Origin of the sequence: Streptomyces sp. NPDC001822 (assembly GCF_042892135.1) — a bacterium.
GTDB lineage: Bacteria > Actinomycetota > Actinomycetes > Streptomycetales > Streptomycetaceae > Streptomyces.
In genome coordinates, this window is record NZ_JBIATW010000006.1 from 268,452 (window position 1) to 286,741 (window position 18,290).

General features: G+C 68.0%; 20 protein-coding genes and 2 tRNA genes. 4 read left to right on the top strand and 18 right to left on the bottom strand.

Annotated elements, in window-relative coordinates; genetic code table 11:
- Positions 1 to 504: 504 nt before the first annotated feature.
- Positions 505 to 972, bottom strand: a complete 468-nt coding sequence (locus ACFYY2_RS16745; protein WP_388742982.1) for an SSI family serine proteinase inhibitor — start codon at positions 970 to 972, stop codon at positions 505 to 507.
- A gap of 477 nt (positions 973 to 1,449) precedes the next feature.
- Here ACFYY2_RS16745 and ACFYY2_RS16750 point away from each other — a divergent pair.
- Both ACFYY2_RS16750 and ACFYY2_RS16755 read left to right on the top strand, forming a co-directional pair.
- A tRNA-Ser gene (locus tag ACFYY2_RS16750) sits at positions 1,450 to 1,540 on the top strand.
- Between the two features lie 251 nt (positions 1,541 to 1,791).
- Positions 1,792 to 1,864: transfer RNA gene (locus ACFYY2_RS16755), tRNA-Arg, on the top strand.
- An 81-nt stretch (positions 1,865 to 1,945) separates the two neighbouring features.
- Here ACFYY2_RS16755 and ACFYY2_RS16760 read toward each other — a convergent pair.
- From ACFYY2_RS16760 to ACFYY2_RS16785, 6 genes are all read right to left on the bottom strand, one after another.
- Positions 1,946 to 3,220 (bottom strand): tyrosine-type recombinase/integrase, encoded by a 1,275-nt coding sequence (locus ACFYY2_RS16760; protein ID WP_388742985.1) that lies wholly within the window; start codon positions 3,218 to 3,220, stop codon positions 1,946 to 1,948.
- Positions 3,220 to 3,417 (bottom strand): helix-turn-helix domain-containing protein, encoded by a 198-nt coding sequence (locus ACFYY2_RS16765; protein ID WP_250288263.1) that lies wholly within the window; start codon positions 3,415 to 3,417, stop codon positions 3,220 to 3,222. The genes ACFYY2_RS16760 and ACFYY2_RS16765 overlap by 1 nt, the downstream gene beginning before the upstream one ends.
- Before the next feature lie 167 nt (positions 3,418 to 3,584).
- Positions 3,585 to 4,745 carry a DUF3631 domain-containing protein gene (locus ACFYY2_RS16770; RefSeq protein WP_388742988.1) on the bottom strand — a complete coding sequence of 387 codons (1,161 nt, stop codon included), beginning with the start codon at positions 4,743 to 4,745 and terminating at the stop codon, positions 3,585 to 3,587.
- A complete protein-coding gene (locus ACFYY2_RS16775; protein WP_388742991.1) occupies positions 4,742 to 5,083 on the bottom strand; it encodes a hypothetical protein in 342 nt (113 codons plus the stop codon). The genes ACFYY2_RS16770 and ACFYY2_RS16775 overlap by 4 nt, the downstream gene beginning before the upstream one ends.
- Complete coding sequence (locus ACFYY2_RS16780) at positions 5,080 to 5,979, bottom strand: bifunctional DNA primase/polymerase (RefSeq protein WP_388742993.1); 900 nt, start codon at positions 5,977 to 5,979, stop codon at positions 5,080 to 5,082. Before ACFYY2_RS16780 ends, ACFYY2_RS16775 begins: the two co-directional genes overlap by 4 nt.
- The gene (locus ACFYY2_RS16785) at positions 5,976 to 6,674 is read right to left on the bottom strand and encodes a DNA cytosine methyltransferase (RefSeq protein WP_388742995.1); all 699 of its coding nucleotides are present in this window, start codon (positions 6,672 to 6,674) and stop codon (positions 5,976 to 5,978) included. The genes ACFYY2_RS16780 and ACFYY2_RS16785 overlap by 4 nt, the downstream gene beginning before the upstream one ends.
- 188 nt (positions 6,675 to 6,862) lie before the next feature.
- On the opposite strand from ACFYY2_RS16785, the gene ACFYY2_RS16790 reads away from it, so the two are divergent.
- Positions 6,863 to 7,870 carry an HNH endonuclease gene (locus tag ACFYY2_RS16790; protein ID WP_388742998.1) on the top strand — a complete coding sequence of 336 codons (1,008 nt, stop codon included), beginning with the start codon at positions 6,863 to 6,865 and terminating at the stop codon, positions 7,868 to 7,870.
- Between the two features lie 266 nt (positions 7,871 to 8,136).
- On the opposite strand, the gene ACFYY2_RS16795 is transcribed toward ACFYY2_RS16790, so the two are convergent.
- From ACFYY2_RS16795 to ACFYY2_RS16830, 8 genes are all read right to left on the bottom strand, one after another.
- Positions 8,137 to 8,595: a hypothetical protein gene (locus ACFYY2_RS16795; RefSeq protein WP_388743000.1), complete on the bottom strand. Its 459-nt coding sequence runs from the start codon at positions 8,593 to 8,595 to the stop codon at positions 8,137 to 8,139.
- 209 nt (positions 8,596 to 8,804) lie between these two features.
- Positions 8,805 to 10,922 (bottom strand): ATP-binding protein, encoded by a 2,118-nt coding sequence (locus ACFYY2_RS16800; RefSeq protein WP_388743003.1) that lies wholly within the window; start codon positions 10,920 to 10,922, stop codon positions 8,805 to 8,807.
- A gap of 68 nt (positions 10,923 to 10,990) precedes the next feature.
- Entirely contained in the window at positions 10,991 to 11,545 is a 555-nt protein-coding gene (locus tag ACFYY2_RS16805; RefSeq protein ID WP_388743005.1) for a hypothetical protein, read from the bottom strand.
- Positions 11,546 to 11,549: 4 nt separating this feature from the next.
- Positions 11,550 to 11,906 carry an RRQRL motif-containing zinc-binding protein gene (locus tag ACFYY2_RS16810; RefSeq protein WP_388743425.1) on the bottom strand — a complete coding sequence of 119 codons (357 nt, stop codon included), beginning with the start codon at positions 11,904 to 11,906 and terminating at the stop codon, positions 11,550 to 11,552.
- A complete protein-coding gene (locus tag ACFYY2_RS16815; protein WP_388743007.1) occupies positions 11,906 to 12,772 on the bottom strand; it encodes a protein spdB in 867 nt (288 codons plus the stop codon). Before ACFYY2_RS16815 ends, ACFYY2_RS16810 begins: the two co-directional genes overlap by 1 nt.
- Positions 12,769 to 13,221 (bottom strand): Pycsar system effector family protein, encoded by a 453-nt coding sequence (locus ACFYY2_RS16820; protein ID WP_388743009.1) that lies wholly within the window; start codon positions 13,219 to 13,221, stop codon positions 12,769 to 12,771. Before ACFYY2_RS16820 ends, ACFYY2_RS16815 begins: the two co-directional genes overlap by 4 nt.
- Positions 13,218 to 13,484: a DUF6284 family protein gene (locus ACFYY2_RS16825; protein WP_388743011.1), complete on the bottom strand. Its 267-nt coding sequence runs from the start codon at positions 13,482 to 13,484 to the stop codon at positions 13,218 to 13,220. Before ACFYY2_RS16825 ends, ACFYY2_RS16820 begins: the two co-directional genes overlap by 4 nt.
- Positions 13,485 to 14,098: 614 nt before the next feature.
- Positions 14,099 to 14,815, bottom strand: coding sequence for a GntR family transcriptional regulator (locus ACFYY2_RS16830; RefSeq protein WP_388743014.1), 717 nt, complete (start codon positions 14,813 to 14,815; stop codon positions 14,099 to 14,101).
- A gap of 56 nt (positions 14,816 to 14,871) precedes the next feature.
- Here ACFYY2_RS16830 and ACFYY2_RS16835 point away from each other — a divergent pair, with 56 nt between their 5' ends.
- Positions 14,872 to 15,693: a class I SAM-dependent methyltransferase gene (locus tag ACFYY2_RS16835; RefSeq protein WP_388743018.1), complete on the top strand. Its 822-nt coding sequence runs from the start codon at positions 14,872 to 14,874 to the stop codon at positions 15,691 to 15,693.
- A gap of 99 nt (positions 15,694 to 15,792) precedes the next feature.
- On the opposite strand, the gene ACFYY2_RS16840 is transcribed toward ACFYY2_RS16835, so the two are convergent.
- The 3 genes from ACFYY2_RS16840 to ACFYY2_RS16850 form a co-directional block, all read right to left on the bottom strand.
- A complete protein-coding gene (locus tag ACFYY2_RS16840; protein WP_388743021.1) occupies positions 15,793 to 17,001 on the bottom strand; it encodes a hypothetical protein in 1,209 nt (402 codons plus the stop codon).
- Positions 16,983 to 17,501 (bottom strand): DUF4365 domain-containing protein, encoded by a 519-nt coding sequence (locus ACFYY2_RS16845; RefSeq protein ID WP_388743023.1) that lies wholly within the window; start codon positions 17,499 to 17,501, stop codon positions 16,983 to 16,985. Before ACFYY2_RS16845 ends, ACFYY2_RS16840 begins: the two co-directional genes overlap by 19 nt.
- 322 nt (positions 17,502 to 17,823) lie before the next feature.
- Positions 17,824 to 18,288: a hypothetical protein gene (locus ACFYY2_RS16850; RefSeq protein ID WP_388743025.1), complete on the bottom strand. Its 465-nt coding sequence runs from the start codon at positions 18,286 to 18,288 to the stop codon at positions 17,824 to 17,826.
- Between the last annotated feature and the right edge of the window lie 2 nt (positions 18,289 to 18,290).

Here is an 18,290-nt window from a genome sequence, read left to right on the forward strand (position 1 = left end):
GAGACGCTTCCTCCCTGAATACCGCACCTTGCCGACAGCGGGCCCCATCCTGCCCCTCGGGCCTCAGGCTGTCACTGGAGGAGTCTAAAGGCAGGGAGCGCGTGAGGGGCGGCGGATGAGGGGGAGCTCTCACCAAGGTTCTGTGCACACGGTGTACGCCGGTGGTCCACGATGTGACCCCGCGCGCCCCCTCTGACGTGCTCGAACGCGGTTCCGCGCCCGCCGCAACCTGCCTGCGGAGAGTCCGGAATGGGGCAGTCACGCACCACCGGTCGGCCGATTTCACGCCCCGGTGTGCGCCGCCGCGGCCGGTCCAAGTCCCGGCGCACGCCCCGCCGAACCGGTTACGCCGCCGCGGTGGAGGGGCGACGGGGCCGCGGTCGAACCGGCTGCGTGACCGTCGTCGAACCGTGTGCGTGACCGGGGTCGAACCGGCTGCGTGACCGTCGTCGAACCGTCTGCGTGACCGTCGTCGAACCGTCTGCGTGACCGGGGCAGCCCAGGTCACCTGGCCGAGGGAAGTACGGGCACGAGGGCGTTCCAGCGGGAGATCTCGCAGCCGTTGGCCCGGCTGAAGCGGGCGTCCACCTTCTGCCCCTGCCAGGTCCCCTCGACCCGGGCGGCGGCGGGTCCGCCCATCTGCTGGGTGCACATGGCGTTGCGGTCGGTGGCCACGAAGGGGTTGTCGCCCGACTCCGCCGCCTCGTCCAGCAGGTCGCAGGCCCGCTGAGCGGCGGGGTGGCTGCCGCCCGCGGGGTCGCACTCCAGCTCGAAGACGCCGTCGGCCGCGGGGTTGCCGGAGTCCGAGACCGTGACCGTCAGCCTGGTCTGCGCGTCCTCGGCCGGCCAGTCCCCCTGAAGGATCGGAAGAGGGGGCAGGGGCAGCGCGGGGGCCGCGGCGGTGGCGAGGGGAGTGGCGGCGGTCAGCGCGGCGACGGACGCGACAGCGGTGAGGGTGAGACGGCGCAGCATGCGGGGCTCCAGTTGCTCTGGCGCACCCGGGGGCGCGCCGGTCTGCTCAGGCACGCACCTGGACTGCGGGCGCACCGGGCACACGGGGTCACGGACGGAGGGCGGAGCCCTCGCCTCTCTAACGCTCCGCACGCCCGCACGTTGCGCAACTCCTGGGGGGCCGACCGGAAGACCCGCCCAAGCGGGTGCAGCGGAGTGCGGGCCCGTCCGGGGGCCATCAGGGCAGGCGTGCGGTCCCGGCGCTGGGCCTGCCCGGGCGCCTCGGGCCCTGGCGCGGCCGTGCGGATCGCCCCTGCTGCGGCGGCCGGACGGCACGTCCCGGCCACGCGGGCCGTCCGGACAGATCGGGATGCCTCACCCGCCCGGGGCGCTTTGCCTCGCCACCCGCCTGCCTAGTACCGTGAATAGCGATTGGTGACAGCGCGCTCATCTGTGTCATCATCTGCACGCACCACTCGCGCTCGCGCAGGGTGTGCTGGAGGCGTCGCCTAGTCCGGTCTATGGCGCCGCACTGCTAATGCGGTTTGGGTCTTAAAGCCCATCGAGGGTTCAAATCCCTCCGCCTCCGCAAGATCCCGAAGCCCCGTGCCACTGGCACGGGGCTTCGGTCGTTTCCGGCCGTACGTGTGCGGGTCGCTGGGGTGCGGCTGCGGGACAGCTCGGCGGCGGCACCTGCTCCAGATGGGTGTTTCCGCAGGTCAGGCGAGGTGTGGCTAATGGATTTCGCGTGACGGCGCAGGTCATGTAATGTTGTTCTCGCAACGCCGACCGGGGAGAAAAAAACCGGGAGGCAAGGTCACCGGCCAACACCGCGACCACGCACTCGTAGCTTAACGGATAGAGCATCTGACTACGGATCAGAAGGTTGCAGGTTCGAATCCTGCCGAGTGCACGCAGCTCAAAGGCCCCCTGGACATCGTCCAGGGGGCCTTTGACATCAGCGGGTGACATCAACGCGCCCGGAAAGACGCTCTCAGTCGTCCGACACTTCCTCCTCCGACCCGTCGTCTAGGTCATCGAGATTCAGCGCGTCGTCCATGCGCTCCGCAGCCGCCCGCAGCGTCGTGTCCATCACGTGCGCGTAGGTGTCCAGCGTCATGGTGATGGTGCTGTGGCCGAGCGTCTCCATGATCGTGCGAGCGTCCACCCCTCGTGAGAGCAAGATTGACGCGCAGGTATGCCGTAGGTCGTGGACCCTGACGCGCCGTACGTTCGCGTTCCTGCACAGGATCGTCAGCATCCGGTTGAGGCTGCGCGGGTCGATGACCCTCCCTGTCTGTGTGGTGAAGATCAGCCCGTCAGGCTGCCCAGGCGTCGGCTGCCACTTCTTGCCCGCGACCGCGCGTTCGCGCTCCTGCTGCTCGCGGTGGTGGGTGAGCGCCCGTACGAGGTGCCGCGGCAGGGACACCGTGCGGATCGACCGAGTGGTCTTCGGTGTCCCAAAGAGGAGCTCCCGCCGGATGCGCTGCACGTTCCGGCGTACCCGGAGCTGTCGGTTCGTGAGGTCAACGTCCGACCATGTGAGGGCGAGAGCTTCCCCGCGCCGCAGGCCGGTCGACACGAGCAGCAGCCACAGCGCGTACAGCCGGTGCGGGCGGGCGGTCTTGAGCAGGATTCGGACTTCGGCGCCGTCCAGGGGGCGCACCTCCTTGCGTGTGATGGTCGGGGTCTCGACGATGCGTGCGACGTTCCGAGCGATCAGCTCTTCGCGCATCGCCTGTTGTAGGGCCGACCGCAGTACGGCGTGCACGTATTGGACGGTCCGAGCGGACGGAAGCCGCTTGCAGCACTTGCCCACCGCGCAGCACCCGCGCTTTCCTTCCGGTCGTTCGTGGTCGGCGCGTCGCAGACAGCACAGGCAAGAGCCCTTGAATTCGGTCAGGAATCGGCGCACGTCCGCAGGCGAGAGCCGGTTGAGCCGCTTCTTGCCGAGTGCCGGCCGAATGTAGAGCCGAGTCAGCCCCTCGTAGCTGTTGAGCGTGGCGGGCTTGAGCCGTTCCGGCGCGATGGCGGCGAGCCAGTAAGTCAGGTAGTCGCCGAGTGCCATCGTGGAGGAAGCGGCCGGGATGCCCTGACGCGTCTTCTCCTGCAACTCGGTCAGCTTGTTGGCGACTTCCTCGCGGGTCTTGCCGTAGACGAACTTCCGCGTTCGCGTCCCGTCCGGACGGTAGACGTAGGCGGCGGCGTGGTAGCGGCCGTCGGTGCGCTTGGTGATTGTTCCTTCGCCATTGGCGCGTCGTTTGGCCATCAGGCGGCCTCCTCCATCTGGTTGCGCATGTACTCGCGGACGGCGTCGACCGGGATGCGTCGCGCCCTGCCGGCCGTGAAGCTGGGGAGCTGCTTGGAGCGGATGAGGTCGTAGACCTTGCTGCGGCTGAGACGAAGCGCCGCCATGACTTCAGGGACCTTGAGCGCTTCGTGACTGGCGGGCATGGCGGTGGTCATGCGGGGGCTCCTCCGGGATGCTCCTGGGGCGTACCTCTGAGAGCCGCTACCTCCGCTACCGCCGCTACCTCGCAGGTCAGATGGCCTGTCGGAGGTAGCGGACGAGGTAGCGGTAGCGGATGGGTAGCGGCAAGCGAGACAGCTTGCCGCTACCGGGTTTGTGCTGGTCAGATGGTGTTTTCGGTGCCGGGTAGCGGAGGTAGCGGACTTTCCGGGGGTGGGGGGCAGTAGCGGGCCCAGGCGTCCCAGAGATCGGCGGTGTAGTAGCCCTTGAGTACGCTCCCGACGGTCTTGATGTTGCGGGAGGCGATGGGCTCGTTGTCGGCCGTCATGTACTCGGCGAGCATCTTGGACAGGCGCCGGTTGTCGAGTGGCTTGCCGTGGAGGTCGGCCCACGGGGCGTCGTCCAGGGCGTTGAGCCTGTCAAGGATGGCGACGGTGGGCAGGCGGTCGATGCCGACCATGACGTGGTCACGCAGGTCGGTGAGCAGCCGGACACCGATGCTGCCTTTGTCGTTGGCGCGGGAGGCGGTCACGAGGGTCACGCACGCGGCGCGGGCCCGCTCAGGCCAGTGACCGCCGACCGCGTCGGCGATGGCGAGCAGCGGTTCCCACACATCGGCCGGCCGGTCGCTGACCCCATCCGGCATGTCCGGCCAAGCGCCCATGACGAAGCCGCGGGCGTGCTCAGCCCATTGAGCGAGCCGGTCCCGGAGCTTGTGCCCCTCGGCCTCGTGGATACGTGCCCGGAAGGGCTCGACCGTTTCGTTGCGGGCCCGGCGTCGCATGCGGACGATGACGGCCCTGCTCATGATCGTGTCCGGGAGCGAGCCGAGACCGGCGACCGCGACCGCGCAGTACGAGGGGAAGGCCTGCACGGTCTGCTGCCCGCCGTCGCCGATGCACCGGTAGGTAACCCCGGTACGGCGGTGTCCGGCGTTCAGGAAGCCGCGCAGTTCCTCGTTGTCCCCTGCCTTGGGCCCGAAGACAGTGTCGATCTCGTCGAACAGGATGGTGGGCTTTCCGCTGCCGGCAGAGACGGACCGGAACAGGGCGGCGGCGGACGCGTTGACGGCCGTCATGGGCTGCGGGACGAGGGTTTCCACGATCTCCAGTGCCCGGGTCTTCCCGGACCCCGGTTCGGGGGACAGGAAGGCGATGCGGGGGGTGGAGTCGAAGCAGTCGAGCAGGTGGGCGTGCGCGTCCCACAGGGCGACTGCAACGAACGCGGCCTCGCTGGGAAAGACGTTGAAGCGGCGGTGGAAGGCCTCCACCTCGTCGAGCAGCGCGGCGCCGTCAATGGGCGGTGTCGTTGCGGGATCAGTCATGCGGCGGCCCTCCCGATGGCGAAGGTGGTGTGGAGGCACTGCTGGACGCTTGCGCGGGTGGTGAGTTCGGTGACGGCCTGGCGGCCCCGGGCGCGCTCGTGGTGGCCGCAGGTGCAGAGCCAGTCGGCGACGGGGAGTTCGTAGCGGCCGAGCCCGCGCACGGTGAGACCGGGCTGGATGCCGGTCACGGTGACCGTGTGCGGGGCGGGGAGAGCGGCAACGCGGACGCCTTCGGCGACGACCTTCGGCGCCCCATCGCTCGCGTGGCTGGGGCCGGTTTGGCGTGGCTGGGGCAGGTTGGGAAGGCTTTTCAGATGGGGACTGGCCGGGGTGGTCATGCTGCCTCCGGTCGTGGCCGGCAGGTGCGGATGGACCAGTCCAGGGCGCTGGCGATGGTGGCGCGGCACTCAGCTGCGGTGAGCCCGACTGCCTCGCCTTCTGCCTGAAAAGCCGCTTCGACGATGTGGCGGGGAAGGTCTCCCCATGCCACGAACCGGCCCACGGCCCGTACGGACACCAGCAGGGTGGCGTTGCGCCTGCCCTCCCCTGCCGCCCGGACGGTCTCGCGTTCGCGCTGGAGGGCGATGTCCGCGTACCGGCGGGCCCGGAGCGGCACCGGAGCAGGTCCCGGCACGGCTGCGGGTTTGGGGTGCGGGGGCATGAGGCGTTGCCGGAGCCAGCCGGGCAGGGGGTTGATGAGGGCGGGGCCGTCGATGGCGTAGTGGTGGCCGTTGATGGTGCTGCCGGGGGCGACGATGTATCCGCCCCATGCCCGGGTGTCGACCAGGGGTGCGAGAGTTCCGGCGGTGTTGTGGAGGCGGGCGGCTGCGGGGGCACTGAAGTACAGGTGGTATCCGCCGCTCGCGGTCCGGATCGTGCGGGTGCGGGGCACCGGGTGTCCGGCGCGCTCGCAGAGCGCCGTGAAGGTCGTCACGCCGCAAGGCGTGTCCGCACTGCTGTTGGGCTTGGGCATGTCGAGATCGATGACGACCAGCTCGGATGGGCCGGTGGCGATGCCGATGTTCCACGCTCCGGTGGACCAGGCGGCGCGGATGCGGGCGGGGTCGGTGGTGGCGCGCTGCTCCCACTTCAGGTGGCCGGTGGTGCAGGGGCCGGTGCGGGGGCAGGCGCTCTCGCCGTGGAGGGCGGGGCGCTTGTCGCCGGGGCGGAGCGGGAAGACATGCCATCCGCGCTCCGCCGCGTTTAGAGCGGCGGACAGCAGGTGGGTAGTCATGCCGCGGCCATCCTGTCTTGGGTGAGGAACTGGCCGCCGATCCATTGGGCGTAGGCGGGTGGGATGGCCTCGCAGACGCCACGGATGGTGGTGATCCAGGGGGTGCCCATGGTCTCGGCGGCGGCTCGTTGCCAGGCGCGGGAGTGCCGGCCGCCGGTGATGGTCATGAACGGCTTCTCAGGGGTAGGGAGGTAGCCGTTGCGGGTGCAGAGCGCCGTGTGCGCGGGGTGGTCCGGTGGGGTGAGGGGGAAGCTGGTCTCGAAGAGGCGGTGGCGGTACATACGCAGCCCGAACATCGGACCGCACAGCGTGGTGGGGTTTCGCATCTCGGGGCGGGCGGCTTCGACGTTCTCGATGACGTAGGGCCGGCCGACGGTGCGCATGGCGTCGCGGGTGGGGGCGATGAGGTCGGGATACGTCTTGTGGTTGTAGGCGTTGAGCGCGCTGTACTTCTGGCAGGGCGGCGAGCCGTGGACCACGTCGTATTCGTGGCCATGGGCGAGGAGGTACTCGATGGCGTCGCCGTGGATGAACGGGAACGGGTACTCGGTGGCGCAGTCGGCGTCCAGGTCGACGCCGACGACGTCGAAGCCGGCCTGGTGATAGCCCATGGCCATGCCACCGCGGTGGCAGAACAGGTCGAGTAAGCGTGGCCGATTGCAGGGCTCTCGCCGGATGCTGGTGGATTGAGTCATGCTGGAGGACCTCCACAGGTCTGGTTGGACGTGGGGAAGGGGGAGCGGTCGCGGTCTTTTGCCGAGAGGCGGTCGCTCCCGCCCTCACCAGGTGGGTGAGGGCATCCCGGAGCCGCGCTTGGGCGGGCGGGACTGTCAGTGGTGCCCGATACGTTGATCAGGACAGTTCCGCCGCCCAAGTGGGCGCGGTGTCCGGTGACGTGGGGAGTCTGATGGTTGCGTGGTTGATGTATCTGGGTGATGGCCCCAAGCGCGTGGGGGGCGGGTATGACGACAGCCCCTCCACGCACTACAGCTGGGACAGCAAGGTGCCCAACCACGCCTATGTGCGGGTCGGAGACACGATCGTGCTGTGGGACGGGGACACCCTGCTGGGCTTGTCCGTGATCGAGGACGTCGCGACCGGTACCGGGACCAAGGACTGCAGCTCGTGTCCGTCCTGCGGAAAGGCGGATATCGCCGCGCGTAAGACGATGACGCCGAAATACCGCTGCTGGACCAAGACATGCAAGGCGGAGTTCGACACCCCGACGGTGGAGACGGTCTCGGTAGTCACCTACCGCGCCCGCTACGAAGCCGGCTGGATCGACCTGCGCGGCCACGTCGACGGGAAGGAACTGCGCGACCTGTGCGAGGAGACCACCTCGCAGAACGCCTTGCGGCGCCTTCGCTGGGACGACTTCCGAACCCGCGTGGAGACCGGCAAGAACGCCACCCCCCTCGACATCATCGACAAGACCCGCAAGGTCATCGCCGACGGTCACACGACCAGGACGGTCAGGGCCCGCAACGGCCAGGCCGCCTTCCGATCCACCCTGCTTGAGGACTTCGGCGAGGTGTGCGCTTTCACCGGTCCCATGCCCGCCGTGGTGCTGGAGGCGGCGCACCTCTACAGCTACGCCGCGAACGGCAAGCACCACACCTTCGGCGGCTTGCTGCTGCGACGCGACGTCCACCGGCTTTTCGACCTGGGGCAGATCGCGATTGACCCCAGCGCGCTCACCCTCGACGTCACGGCCGGCACTCGGAAGTATCCGGACTACGGCAAGTTGCATGGCCAACCGCTGACCGTGCCCGTCACCAAGGCTCACAAGAAGTGGATCGCTGAGCACTGGGACATGCACCGCACCACGAATACCATCCCCGGCCAGAGCACCAAGCCCTCTGCCGCGGCGGTGATGGGCTTGGCCCTTTAACGGGAACTCGCGAGCGGCCGGGCGATTGGCGACGGTTGGGGGCCGGGCGGCTACGAAGCCCTCGGCCCCTTGGGGCGGGTCGGCGTGCGCGTGGTCGCGGTGGACGGTCGACTACCGCTGTCGGGGTTCCAGCGGCCCGGGCCCGACCCGCACGGCATCGCAGGACCGCTGCTGGTGGGCTTGTTGGCCTTTCCTCGGCTGTCGCTCATCTCGGCCTTCCTGACCGGTTGGGGTGCGATGTGGGAGGGCGCTGTTCCTTGGGGTGGTCAGCCGTGGAAGTGGTTGCGCTTGATGACGGCCTTGCGGATGTTCACCGTCGTGGACCCCTGCTCGCGGCCGGCGGTGAGGACCTGGACGGCGATCCAGCCGCCGAAGATGACGGCGGCCAGGATGATGAGCTGCTGGACCAGAGCGGCGAGTGCGGCGATGAACGTGGTCAGCAGAACGAGCCCGCCGCAGACGGCGCCGAACCCGATCCCTCCGAGCGCGATGTTCACTGCGGTGCGGGAGACAAGCGGCTTGGCGACGACCGGTTCGGGCTGGCCCGGGTCGATGGCGTAGCCGGTGATGACCCGCCCGTCCGGCAGCACGATTGACGTCACCGCAGGAAGCGTTCCGGGCTGCACGGGCACGACCGGGGCGGCCGGGTAGGGGGTGATGGGAGTGGGCTGGTGGATGGTCACGGCCTGCTGGACGGGCCGGTGGGTGGTGTTCTCGGGGAACATGCGGAATCCCTTCCTCTGCTGGGTCAGGGAGGCGGAAGCACCCCCCTCGGGAGGCGCTGTGAGGGGGGGGGTGTTGGGGTGTTGAGCTGGGGTGACTCCCTGCTTCCCTGGACATCATTTGTGCAGTTCAGGTCCAGGGAGGCGGGTCAGGGAGGCGTTCAGGGAGTTCTCCCTGTCTCCCTGACCCGCGCGGGGTGCGCTCCCTGTGATCAGGAAGCAGAAGCGGAACCGTCGGCGTTCCGGTTCGCGAGGGCGCGGGCGATGCGCTCCCGGCCCACGACCATCCGGCCGTCCGACTTGTACGGCTCAGCCGCGGTGCCGTCGAGAACGCGCTTGAGGTCGGCGTGCGTCCAGGCGCCGTAGCTGTCCTCGGACAGCACCGCGAGGCGCTGCAGCACGTCCTGTGTCAGGGCGCGCTTCGTGTCGCCGACGACGGTCGCGATGTCCGCGAGCGGGTCGCGCACCTCGTTCTGCTCGATGACGTGGAGGGTGGTGACGCCGTCGCGCATTGCCCGGGCGCGGGCGGTGATGAGGGCGGCGGTGTCGGTGTCGATGTAGTGCGTGCGGACCGTGATGGATGCCTGGCCGGCCGGGATCTCGATGCCGTCCGACGCGACCACGAGCGTGCCCTTGTCCAGTCCGGGGCGCAGGAGGTTCGGGGCGGCCCCGCCGTCGACTGCCTTGTCACCCAACGCCATGCGGGCCTGCGACTCGGTGCCGAGTGCGAGGGACGCCCGGGTGTGGGCGCCCTCGCGGACCAGCTTGGGAAGGTTCTGGTCCGTGGGGTCCTGGGTTCCCTGCCACAGGGTCACGTTGACTGCCCGGCCCTGGTTGTGAATCTTCCTCGCGGCCATGAAGTAGCGGGACGTGGCCTTGGACCCGCCGTAGGGGCGCTTCTCCTCGTCGACGACCGGGCACATGAACGCCACCTGCGCCTCATCGACCAGCAGCACCAGCGGCGGGAACGCTGTCCCGGGCGGTGCCTGGAGACGGCGCTCCATCTCGCTCACCCCGCTTTCCAGCATCTCGGTTGCCTGGACGACGTGATCATCGGTCGGACCCTGGATCAGCACCGTGGCCAGGCCGTCGAACATCGCCCAGTCACCCGCGCCCTTGAGGTCGGCAAGTCGGAACTCCACCGACTTGTCGAGCGCCAACCACAGGGCCAGCCCACGGAGTGCGGCGGTCTTGCCCTGGTTGGACAGGCCGGTGATGAGCAAGTGCCGCTGGTAGAGGGACAGGGCTGCGGCGTCGCCGCGCAGGTCCTGACCCCATGGGGCCTTGCCCGTCTTGTAGTTCGCGGTCAGGTCCTGGTCCGTGGTCAGCGGGGACGGGCCGATCGGCTCGTCCAGCGCCCCGGAGTCCGCGACCCAGAGCCGGACCGTGCGGGCGGCCTGCGGGATGGTGATGAACACTTCGTGCTCATGCCGCGACAGGTTCTCAGCGAGCTTGCGCCGCCGGTTCTGCACCTCGTTCGTGGAGACACCAGACGGGAGGGTGACGTCGACTTCGACGCCGCATCCGGCGATCCGGATCGGGCCCAACATCGACGCGCCGGCGTCGCCCATCTCCTTGATGGCGGTCCGCAAGGGCGCGATACCGAGGTTCCGCAGGGCGAGAACGACGATGGACGGGGTGATCGGCTCACCCTCACCGGACCGGACGTTGGCGGGGAGTGCCCATTGGGGTGCTGCCTGCTGGTTCTTGCCGACGGCCCACAGCCCGAGCAGGGCCGCCCACGGGCCGATCGTGACCAGGGGGCCCCAGGTCACGGTGATGATGAAGACGATCCAGCGGACCAGCTCCACCACGGCCATGGTGGGGGCGTAGACGTCCCGCCAGTCTTTGTTGGCGACAGCGAGCATGATGCCGAGCAGTAAGAGACCACCCGCCCCGATCCCGGCGCCGGCCGCAATGCCCTTGGCCGCATCCATCGGCGCGGTGAGCAGGTCCATCCGCCGGCGGTGGCGTTCCTGGCGGAAGCGCTGGCCGCGCTCCTCCCACTCGGCGGCGGCCTCCATGTTCCCCGCGGCTTCCGCAGCGCGCAGGAGACGTTCGTACCGGGAGGCGGTGCGGCCCTCCCACGTCCGGCGCGCCACAATCCGTGTCCCGCCCAGGACGTAGAGGCCGTGGCGGGCGGTGGCCCGGCATGCGGTCTTGGTGCTCTCGTGCGTGGCCACCGTGCGGATTCCGCGTGCGGAGCGGACCCACAGGGGCACAGACGGCTTTTCAGCGGTGGGCGCTGCTACAGCAGCCGCCTCGACACTCGGGGGCGCCACGGGGGTGGGGGTGGTGTTCTCGAAGAGGGGAACGACGTTGTCGCTCATGACGGAACGACTCCTGACTGCCCCCAGGGGTGGGGGCGAGGAAGGTGGAAGGTGCGGGGGTGGGGTGGTCAGGCTGCGGCGGCGGGGACGAGGCGGCCGGCGAGGTGTTCCGCGCCGTATGCCTCTTTCTCGTCGGCCTCGAAGAGGCGGTCGAGTTCGCGGCTCTGGCGGCGTGACAGACGCTCGACACCCAGGTCGTGCCGCAGACCGGCGATGAGCCGGTCGCGGACGCCCTTGCGGCTGGTCTGCATCGCGTGGACCAGCTCGTGCACGAGCGTGATCGCGAAAGTCGCCTCATTGGGGTGCTGGTCGACGTTGACGACGATCAACACCCCGCCGTCCGCAAGCGGGACGGCCCGGGCCGCGGTCTCGCGGGCCAGCTTCTTCGCAGCCCGCAGGGCGCGGGACTGGGTGCGCTTGTCGGTGCACCCTGCGGTCTCCCACTCAGCCGTCGTGCTCACCTCGGCAAAGTTCCGCTCCGAGGTGAGCACGACCCGCAGGTCGGGCATGCGGCCGGCCACGGACCGGTCCACGACCCGGACGGCCTCTTCGGTCAGGCGCTTGGCGGTGCGCAGGGTGGAGCGGTAGCCGAAGAGCTTGTGTGTGCTGACGTCCAGCTTCACCGTGTCACTCCGTCTCGTCGCCGCAGCTCGGGCGGCTGCTGAAAAGGTCTGAGCAGGGCACGCACATGCCGAGCGAACGCGGGATGCAGTACCCGACGTCGCGACGGCAGTTCGGGCAAGTCCGGCGGGCCGCCATCGCCTTCGCGAGAGCAGCCCGACGGCCAGGCGTCATCGGCCGAACCGGTTTGGCCCGGTCGACGCGGTAGAGGTAGGCGACCAGCGGGCCACGCCGGCGGCGCGGCCGTTCGAGTTGCGCGGCGACGTCCTGACCGCCGGGCCGAAGCCCTAGGGCACGGAGCTGGCGGCGGGTGGCGTATCCGTCCGGGGCCAGGCGCCACCGGTAGACGGGGAGCGCGCCCATCAGGCGGCCATCACGCGCTTCCACGCGGCCCGCAGCCGGACCTCAGATGCGGAGTGACCGGCGGTGCGGAAGCGTGACGCCATCTCCCGGTACGACAGCGCCGGGGTCTCGCTGTGACGGATCTTGTCCACGAGCGCGTCCAGCGCCTCATCCGAGAGGGCGCCGGCCGACTCCAACGCGAACGCCGAAACCGGCTCCGTGGGCCCCCACACGGGGAGTTCCCAGCGGGGCGTGACGCCAGGCGTGACGCGGGTCGTCACGCTGGTCAGCGCCCGTCCCGTGTCCTCACCCTCCCGCGCCGCCTCCAGCGTCGACCAGGCCCGGGAGAGGGTGTCGGCAGTCTTGGCTTGTACGCGTGCGACGCGAGCACCGGCTTGCGTCACGGCCGTCAAGCGCGTCTCCTCGGTGGAGGCTTCCGCGCGGAGCCGGGCGCGGGCAACGGCGGCTTCGTCGCGCGCTTCCTGCTGGATCCCCTGGATCGCGTCCAGGGCCTCACCGGTGAGCGCAGTGCGCTCCCACAGGCCGTGTACGAGCCACAGGGCCTTGGCCGCAATCGGGAGCCACGCCACGGCCAGCCACGCACCCGTCGACTCTTCGGCGGTGAGGGCATGCGCGATCAGAACACCGGTGGCGATGAGGCCAAACGACCAGCCGACGGCGGTGACCGGGTTGCTGTGGTCGCCCTGCGCGGCGAGGCGGCGTTCGTAGGCGAGGGTGGCGAGCCATCCGCCGTCGATCCCGAGACCGACGACCAGAGCGACCGGCCACGGCATCGCCGCACCCAGCCACATCATCACCACAGCCAGGGTGAGAACCATGGACACCGCCGTCATCCCGACGGCGGGCAGAACAGTCTTGGCGTTCACGCGGCACCTCCGAGGGTGAGGAGTGTGGCGAGGACGAGCAGGGCGCCGCCGGCGCAGGTCAGGTCAACCGCGCGGCGCAAGCGGGTGAACTTGGCGACCGCCACGCGGGACAGACCCGCCACGGCCACGCCCAGGTCGGCGGACAGGGTGGCGGGAATTTCCTCGGCGGCGAGGGTGGCCCACAGCGGGAAGCCGTGCCGGCCGCCAAGACTCGGGCGGACCGACCGCAGCAGCAGCCCGGCAGCCGCGACCAGCAGCCCCATCCCGGGACCACCCACCAGAATGGCGGGGAGGTTCAGGGGGGCGTCTTTGGCGACGGTCCAGGCACCGGCCAGGAGCGCGCCGACGAAGGCGAGCAGCAGACCGGCCTTGGTGTCGGTCCGGGCGATCTCGGCCTTCACTTCCGCGTGAGCGGCGGTGAGCGCCTGCACAGGGGTGAGCGTGCTCATACCCTCACCCCCGGAACCTGCGCCGTGGCTTTGTTCGCCAGCACGCGGCGAGCGGCCAGCACCCGCCGGCGGGCCCGGCGAACACGGCGCTCGTCCAGCTCGTTCACCGGGCGGTCGATGGTCATGATCTGCGCGTCCAGCAGCTCGACCTGCGCCAGGATCAGCGGCATCTCCTGCTCGATCGCGTCCAGCTCAGCGGCCGACGGCTCGATATCGAGCGGCGCGGCCGTAACAAGGGCCGGAAGTGCAACGATGGTCTTCATGGGTCGTTTTCTCCTTGCGGTGGGACGGCCCGAAATGAGGCCCCGGTGTTCGAGCACCGGGGCCTCGCGCTGTCTGAGAGTCGTTCGTGGGCTACGAGCGACCACGGCAACCCGGCACCACAGCCCGCCAGAGAGGCAGGCCCGAATGCCGGGCACCGTGAGCGCTGGTGCTCCGGATCTCCTGTTCGCACGGCGCTGCTCGTTCCGGGGAGGTCCGAAATCCCGGAAGTCTGAGGTGGCAGCTTCGAAGGTGTGCCGTGCGGTTCTTAGAGCCGATGGCGTTCCCCGGTCAGGAGGTGTGGGCCCCGGTGTGAAGGGGGCCGGTTCTCGGTCGGCTGGTCTCCACTCGCCTCGGCCGGAAGGGTCACGGGCCGCCGTACTGCGGTGGATCACGCTGTTGAGTTTTGGCGTGACTGAATCGGCCCCCTCCGGAGATTCCGGATTGGACGATGGCCACAGCAAGAGACTGGACCGGTGGACCGGTCCAGTCAAGCGATGAATCCATGCGCCGCCACGTCGTCGCGATGAAAGGGGCAGGTGAGGAGTGCTTTCAGGGCTACAAAAAAAGCTGAACCGGTGGACCGGTCCAGCCGCCTTTGCTGCTCGTGCTGCGCCTACATGGCGTAGGTGTCTACCTGCTCGAAGAGCGAGGACGGCGTTACGCCCTCCTCGCAGACCAGCGGCTTTCCTTGCTCGTCATACGCTGTGTGCAGAAGTACGGCCACAGGTGCCCCTTGCTGCACCTTCAAGCGGTTTGCCTCCGTCTCCGAGGCAAGGCGCACGGTGGTTACGTCCACGCCTTCGACTGGGCCTCGCCCAGTCTGACGCCGGACGTAGCGCGTTGAGCCTTCGGCGATCGGGTTGGTGTCGGCGAGGCGTGGGGCCACCTCCGCGATATCCGGGGGGAACCACGCCTCAACGCAGCTATTCGGGGTTCCGTCCGGGAGCTGGAGGACGCGAACGCGCCGGAGCGCCTTAGTCCCGGGGGGGAGGCGGAGAGCGGTGGCGACGTGGGCGGGGGGTTCCGCCCAGTCAGGCGTACCGACGCGCAGGAACGGCATGCCGCCCAGGATGCGCGCCGACCCTGCTCGGCGAGCGCCGGCAGGGCGCGCCACGGGCGTTTCCGTGACGACGAACCCGGTTCCCTGCTTGGCCACGACCACGCCGTCGTTGCGCAGCACGTCGACGGCCTTGATGGCGGTAGCTCGTGACACATCCCACTGCTCGGCAAGCTCGCGGCCCGACGGGATCGTGTCCCCAGGAGCGATCTCACCAGCGGCAATGCGGGCGCGCAGGAACTCTGCGATCTCTTCGTACTTCAGGACTGCCATGGTTTCCCCTATTTCCCGCGCTGGACTGGTCCACCGGTACACACGATACTGCGACCATGTCGAATCTCGAATTGGCTCCCTCCGTGATGCGGTTCTACGGCGAGACAGTGAACGAGGATGACCGCCTGCGCAGCTCGGCAGACGGACGAATGGAGCTGGCCAGGACTCAAGAGCTCCTCCGACGCTTTTTGCCTCCCGCGCCGGCACGCGTGCTCGACGTGGGAGGGGGAACCGGGATCCACGCTGAATGGCTGGTGAAGGACGGCTACGAAGTCACGCTGGTGGACCCCGTGCCCCGCCACGTCAAGAGGGCCGCGGCCGTGTGCTCAGCGCTCGTGGGGGATGCCCGCGATCTGCCGCAACCGGACGGCAGCTTCGACGTAGTGCAGCTGCTCGGGCCGCTCTACCACCTCCCCGACCCGGACGACCGGCGTAAGGCGCTGGCGGAAGCACGCCGTGTGGTGAAGCCGGGCGGGCTGATCGCTGCTGCCGCGATCAACCGCTACGCGTCGCTCTTCGAGCACGTCACATACGCCCACCTGCACACTGAGCGAATTCACGAGTCCGTCTCCAAGATCCTTGAGACGGCCGTCTATGACGGAGTGCGCGGATTCACCCTGTCCTACTTCCACCGCGCCGATGAGCTCGCGGCCGAGCTGGCATCCTCCGGTCTGACGGACGTGCAGGTATTCGGTATCGAGGGGCCCGCATGGTCCCTCGTGAAGGCGACCGAGCAACAGCCGGGCGAGGGGCCTACGAACGATCTGATCGCCTCTGCGATGGCAGCAGCGCGAATGGCGGAGCCGTACCCTGAACTTCTCGCTGCCAGCTCGCATCTACTGGCCGTCGGGAAAGCTCCCGGTAGAGCCGACTGCTGAGTTTTCGGTGAAGAGGGGGAATGGAAAGGTCGAAGCTCCCCGAATGAGTTGAGAGCTTCGATCTTTCCTGCGCTGCATCGAATCTAGGAGCGCATAGAACTAACTTCCGGGGGGGAGGTGCGGGTGCAGCTGAATTACCTGTCCCTGACGAGGTTCGGGCAGGAAATTCTCGTCGATTGGTCGGCAGCGCTCTGGGGAATCGACGATGAGCCGACGTCCCGGACCCTCTCGTACTGAGCCCTGAACGATCACGGCTCGCCGGTCCCTGTGCCATGTAACCGCTTCTTGATACGCCTCATAGCTGAGGCGTACACGAATCTCGCAGGACCGACCATGCCGAATTGTGGATACGGTCACAAGACCATACGGGTCTTCGCGGACATGGCGCAATTCAACAATCACTCCAGAGAAGGTCGATCGCGGCTCAACCTTTCTCTCCTTCAGGATTTCGGCGGCACGCTTCACCTTTCCCGCCGCAGTGGCATCAATCTCTACTGCCTTTGGGATGGTTGCTGATGCCTGAACTGCAGGAGCCCACTGGAATTGTGCGGTGAACTCGGCGACCGATGGTTCCTCTAGAATTTTCGTCAGTGCAGAACAGAACTCCCTGCTGACCCCACGCTCCACAGCCGTATGCAGGTCCCTGGAAGTCGGCATCCGTTCGGGCTGAATGATTACTTCATTTACCGCTACCAGGGACTGAGCCAACGTGCGGGTGACTCGTCGAGCGAACGGCTCGGCAGCCGCCCGGAAGAGTTGCTCTCCCTCAACGTCAGGAAGCGGTGCGGCTAGGCCCTCAGCGTGGGGGAGTGGCACCAAGACCGGGATCATGAAGGGGCCATGAACCGTGTGGTCCATCCGGGCCCTTTCAACTACCTCATCTCCCTGCCTTGAGTAGTTGCCTGAAATGTTGCTTCGTTCGCTCCAGGCCGTGGTGCCGCTCGCGCGGAGGATGGTTCTAGCGTTGGAGATGACCGTTGACGCAGCATCCAATGAAATGGTCTCAGTATGGTCATCCCTGGCGGCGCGCAGTAAAGCTACATCCGTGCGGTAGTAACGAATGTAGTTGGTGACGAAGCGTAAGTCTTTTCTTTCGAAGCGCGCAATTCGCTCAATGATCCCTCTGACGAGGTTTGCATCTTCGCCGGTTGTGGCCGGGACTCCGATACGTGCTCGATTTTTGATCCACATGCGTCCCGCGGCGCCAGGTGGCTGAGGTGCCCACCCCTCGCACTCCATGAAATCCTGGACTTGGCTAAGGGTGGGGGTGCGAGGCTCTACGATCTCATTTACATCGGTGAGAAGCATGCTTCCACCTCCCTCTCCCAGTCACTGAGTGTCGCAACAGTGAGACGCTGGCTTTTCGGTACTACAACGTTTTCGGTCGGCCCGATTTTGTCGACCCGAGTCCAAAATGCGGCCGCGACGTGATCTGTTCCGGCAGAATGATGGTTGATCCATTCGAATCTGTCGCTTCGATCCAAAATGACCAAGATGAAATAGACGGGCACTTTGGCTGCGTTCCATCGCTCGCGCCAGTGCACTTCGGCGGGCCACGTAGCGCCCTTTCCAGCTATCTTGAATTGTGAAGAGCACTTGATTTGAACCCGAGCGGAAGCCGATAGGAAATCCACGTCACCGTCCACAGCCATGGCGTCCTCATCGGGGGACGTTTCCTTGAAGCCGCAACCTGCCTGGCTGAATATCGCACGGACGTGCGCAACCCCATAGCGCGCCTTGCACGCCTTGTCGCCAAGAAGTGTTTGTGGTGGAAAGGTGTCGTCTGGCCGCGCCCCCGGGATACTCATCGGCCCAGTCTGACTGACACTCAGGTCGCGCGCCAGACAGTCGCTCTTTCTGACATCAACGCCTGACATCAACAGGGGCGTACGCCCAGGGACCTCAGCGATCGGAACTACTGCCGTGCCGACGTGGTGCGGGCACCCCATCAGGGCTGTGAGCTGTAGGGCACCCGCCTACGGATCAGAAGGTTGCAGGTTCGAATCCTGCCGAGTGCACAGCAGGCCAGAGGCCCCCAGGAGAAATCCTGGGGGCCTCTCGCGTTGCCCGTACAGCAGCGAGGTACAGCAGCCGTGTCGGCCGGGGCCGGAACGAGGCGGTCGAGGGAGCTCAGGGGCGGCTCAGCGAAGCACGCATGGCAGCCATGAGCTTCTGGCGTGCCTCTCGGAAGTCGCGCCGCATCTCCGCGCACTCAGGATCATCACGCAGATGTCCGGCGATCACCGTGTCCCGGTAGAGGAGCAGTTGGTAGGCGGCATCCCTGGCGGACTGGGCAACCTCCGGTGTGGCCAGCAGCTCCAGTTGGTACTGCTTCGCGTGCACACCGTGGTCCAGGGTGCCGGCGCGAGCGAGGCCGGCCCGCTCGTCCGGAGACAGGTGCGCCGATCGACTGGCATCGCTTATCGCGTCGCGCGCCTCGGTCAGGGCCTCCAGAAACTGGGCGGACACAGTGCGCATGGTCTCTCTGTCACGCTCGCCCGTGTCCCGTCGCCAACGCATGCGGTCCGCAGCGAGCGTGCTGCCCACTCCGATGACCGCGCCCACCACGGTGGCGACCAACGCTGTCCATTCCATGA

Coding starts and splice junctions, on each gene's coding strand:
- ACFYY2_RS16745 (WP_388742982.1), bottom strand. CDS start 972: ATGCTGCGCCGTCTCACCCTCACCGCTGTCGCGTCCGTCGCCGCGCTG.
- ACFYY2_RS16760 (WP_388742985.1), bottom strand. CDS start 3,220: ATGGCCAAACGACGCGCCAATGGCGAAGGAACAATCACCAAGCGCACC.
- ACFYY2_RS16765 (WP_250288263.1), bottom strand. CDS start 3,417: ATGACCACCGCCATGCCCGCCAGTCACGAAGCGCTCAAGGTCCCTGAA.
- ACFYY2_RS16770 (WP_388742988.1), bottom strand. CDS start 4,745: ATGACTGATCCCGCAACGACACCGCCCATTGACGGCGCCGCGCTGCTC.
- ACFYY2_RS16775 (WP_388742991.1), bottom strand. CDS start 5,083: ATGACCACCCCGGCCAGTCCCCATCTGAAAAGCCTTCCCAACCTGCCC.
- ACFYY2_RS16780 (WP_388742993.1), bottom strand. CDS start 5,979: ATGACTACCCACCTGCTGTCCGCCGCTCTAAACGCGGCGGAGCGCGGA.
- ACFYY2_RS16785 (WP_388742995.1), bottom strand. CDS start 6,674: ATGACTCAATCCACCAGCATCCGGCGAGAGCCCTGCAATCGGCCACGC.
- ACFYY2_RS16795 (WP_388743000.1), bottom strand. CDS start 8,595: ATGTTCCCCGAGAACACCACCCACCGGCCCGTCCAGCAGGCCGTGACC.
- ACFYY2_RS16800 (WP_388743003.1), bottom strand. CDS start 10,922: ATGAGCGACAACGTCGTTCCCCTCTTCGAGAACACCACCCCCACCCCC.
- ACFYY2_RS16810 (WP_388743425.1), bottom strand. CDS start 11,906: ATGGGCGCGCTCCCCGTCTACCGGTGGCGCCTGGCCCCGGACGGATAC.
- ACFYY2_RS16820 (WP_388743009.1), bottom strand. CDS start 13,221: ATGAGCACGCTCACCCCTGTGCAGGCGCTCACCGCCGCTCACGCGGAA.
- ACFYY2_RS16825 (WP_388743011.1), bottom strand. CDS start 13,484: ATGAAGACCATCGTTGCACTTCCGGCCCTTGTTACGGCCGCGCCGCTC.
- ACFYY2_RS16830 (WP_388743014.1), bottom strand. CDS start 14,815: ATGGCAGTCCTGAAGTACGAAGAGATCGCAGAGTTCCTGCGCGCCCGC.
- ACFYY2_RS16835 (WP_388743018.1), top strand. CDS start 14,872: ATGTCGAATCTCGAATTGGCTCCCTCCGTGATGCGGTTCTACGGCGAG.
- ACFYY2_RS16840 (WP_388743021.1), bottom strand. CDS start 17,001: ATGCTTCTCACCGATGTAAATGAGATCGTAGAGCCTCGCACCCCCACC.
- ACFYY2_RS16845 (WP_388743023.1), bottom strand. CDS start 17,501: ATGAGTATCCCGGGGGCGCGGCCAGACGACACCTTTCCACCACAAACA.
- ACFYY2_RS16850 (WP_388743025.1), bottom strand. CDS start 18,288: ATGGAATGGACAGCGTTGGTCGCCACCGTGGTGGGCGCGGTCATCGGA.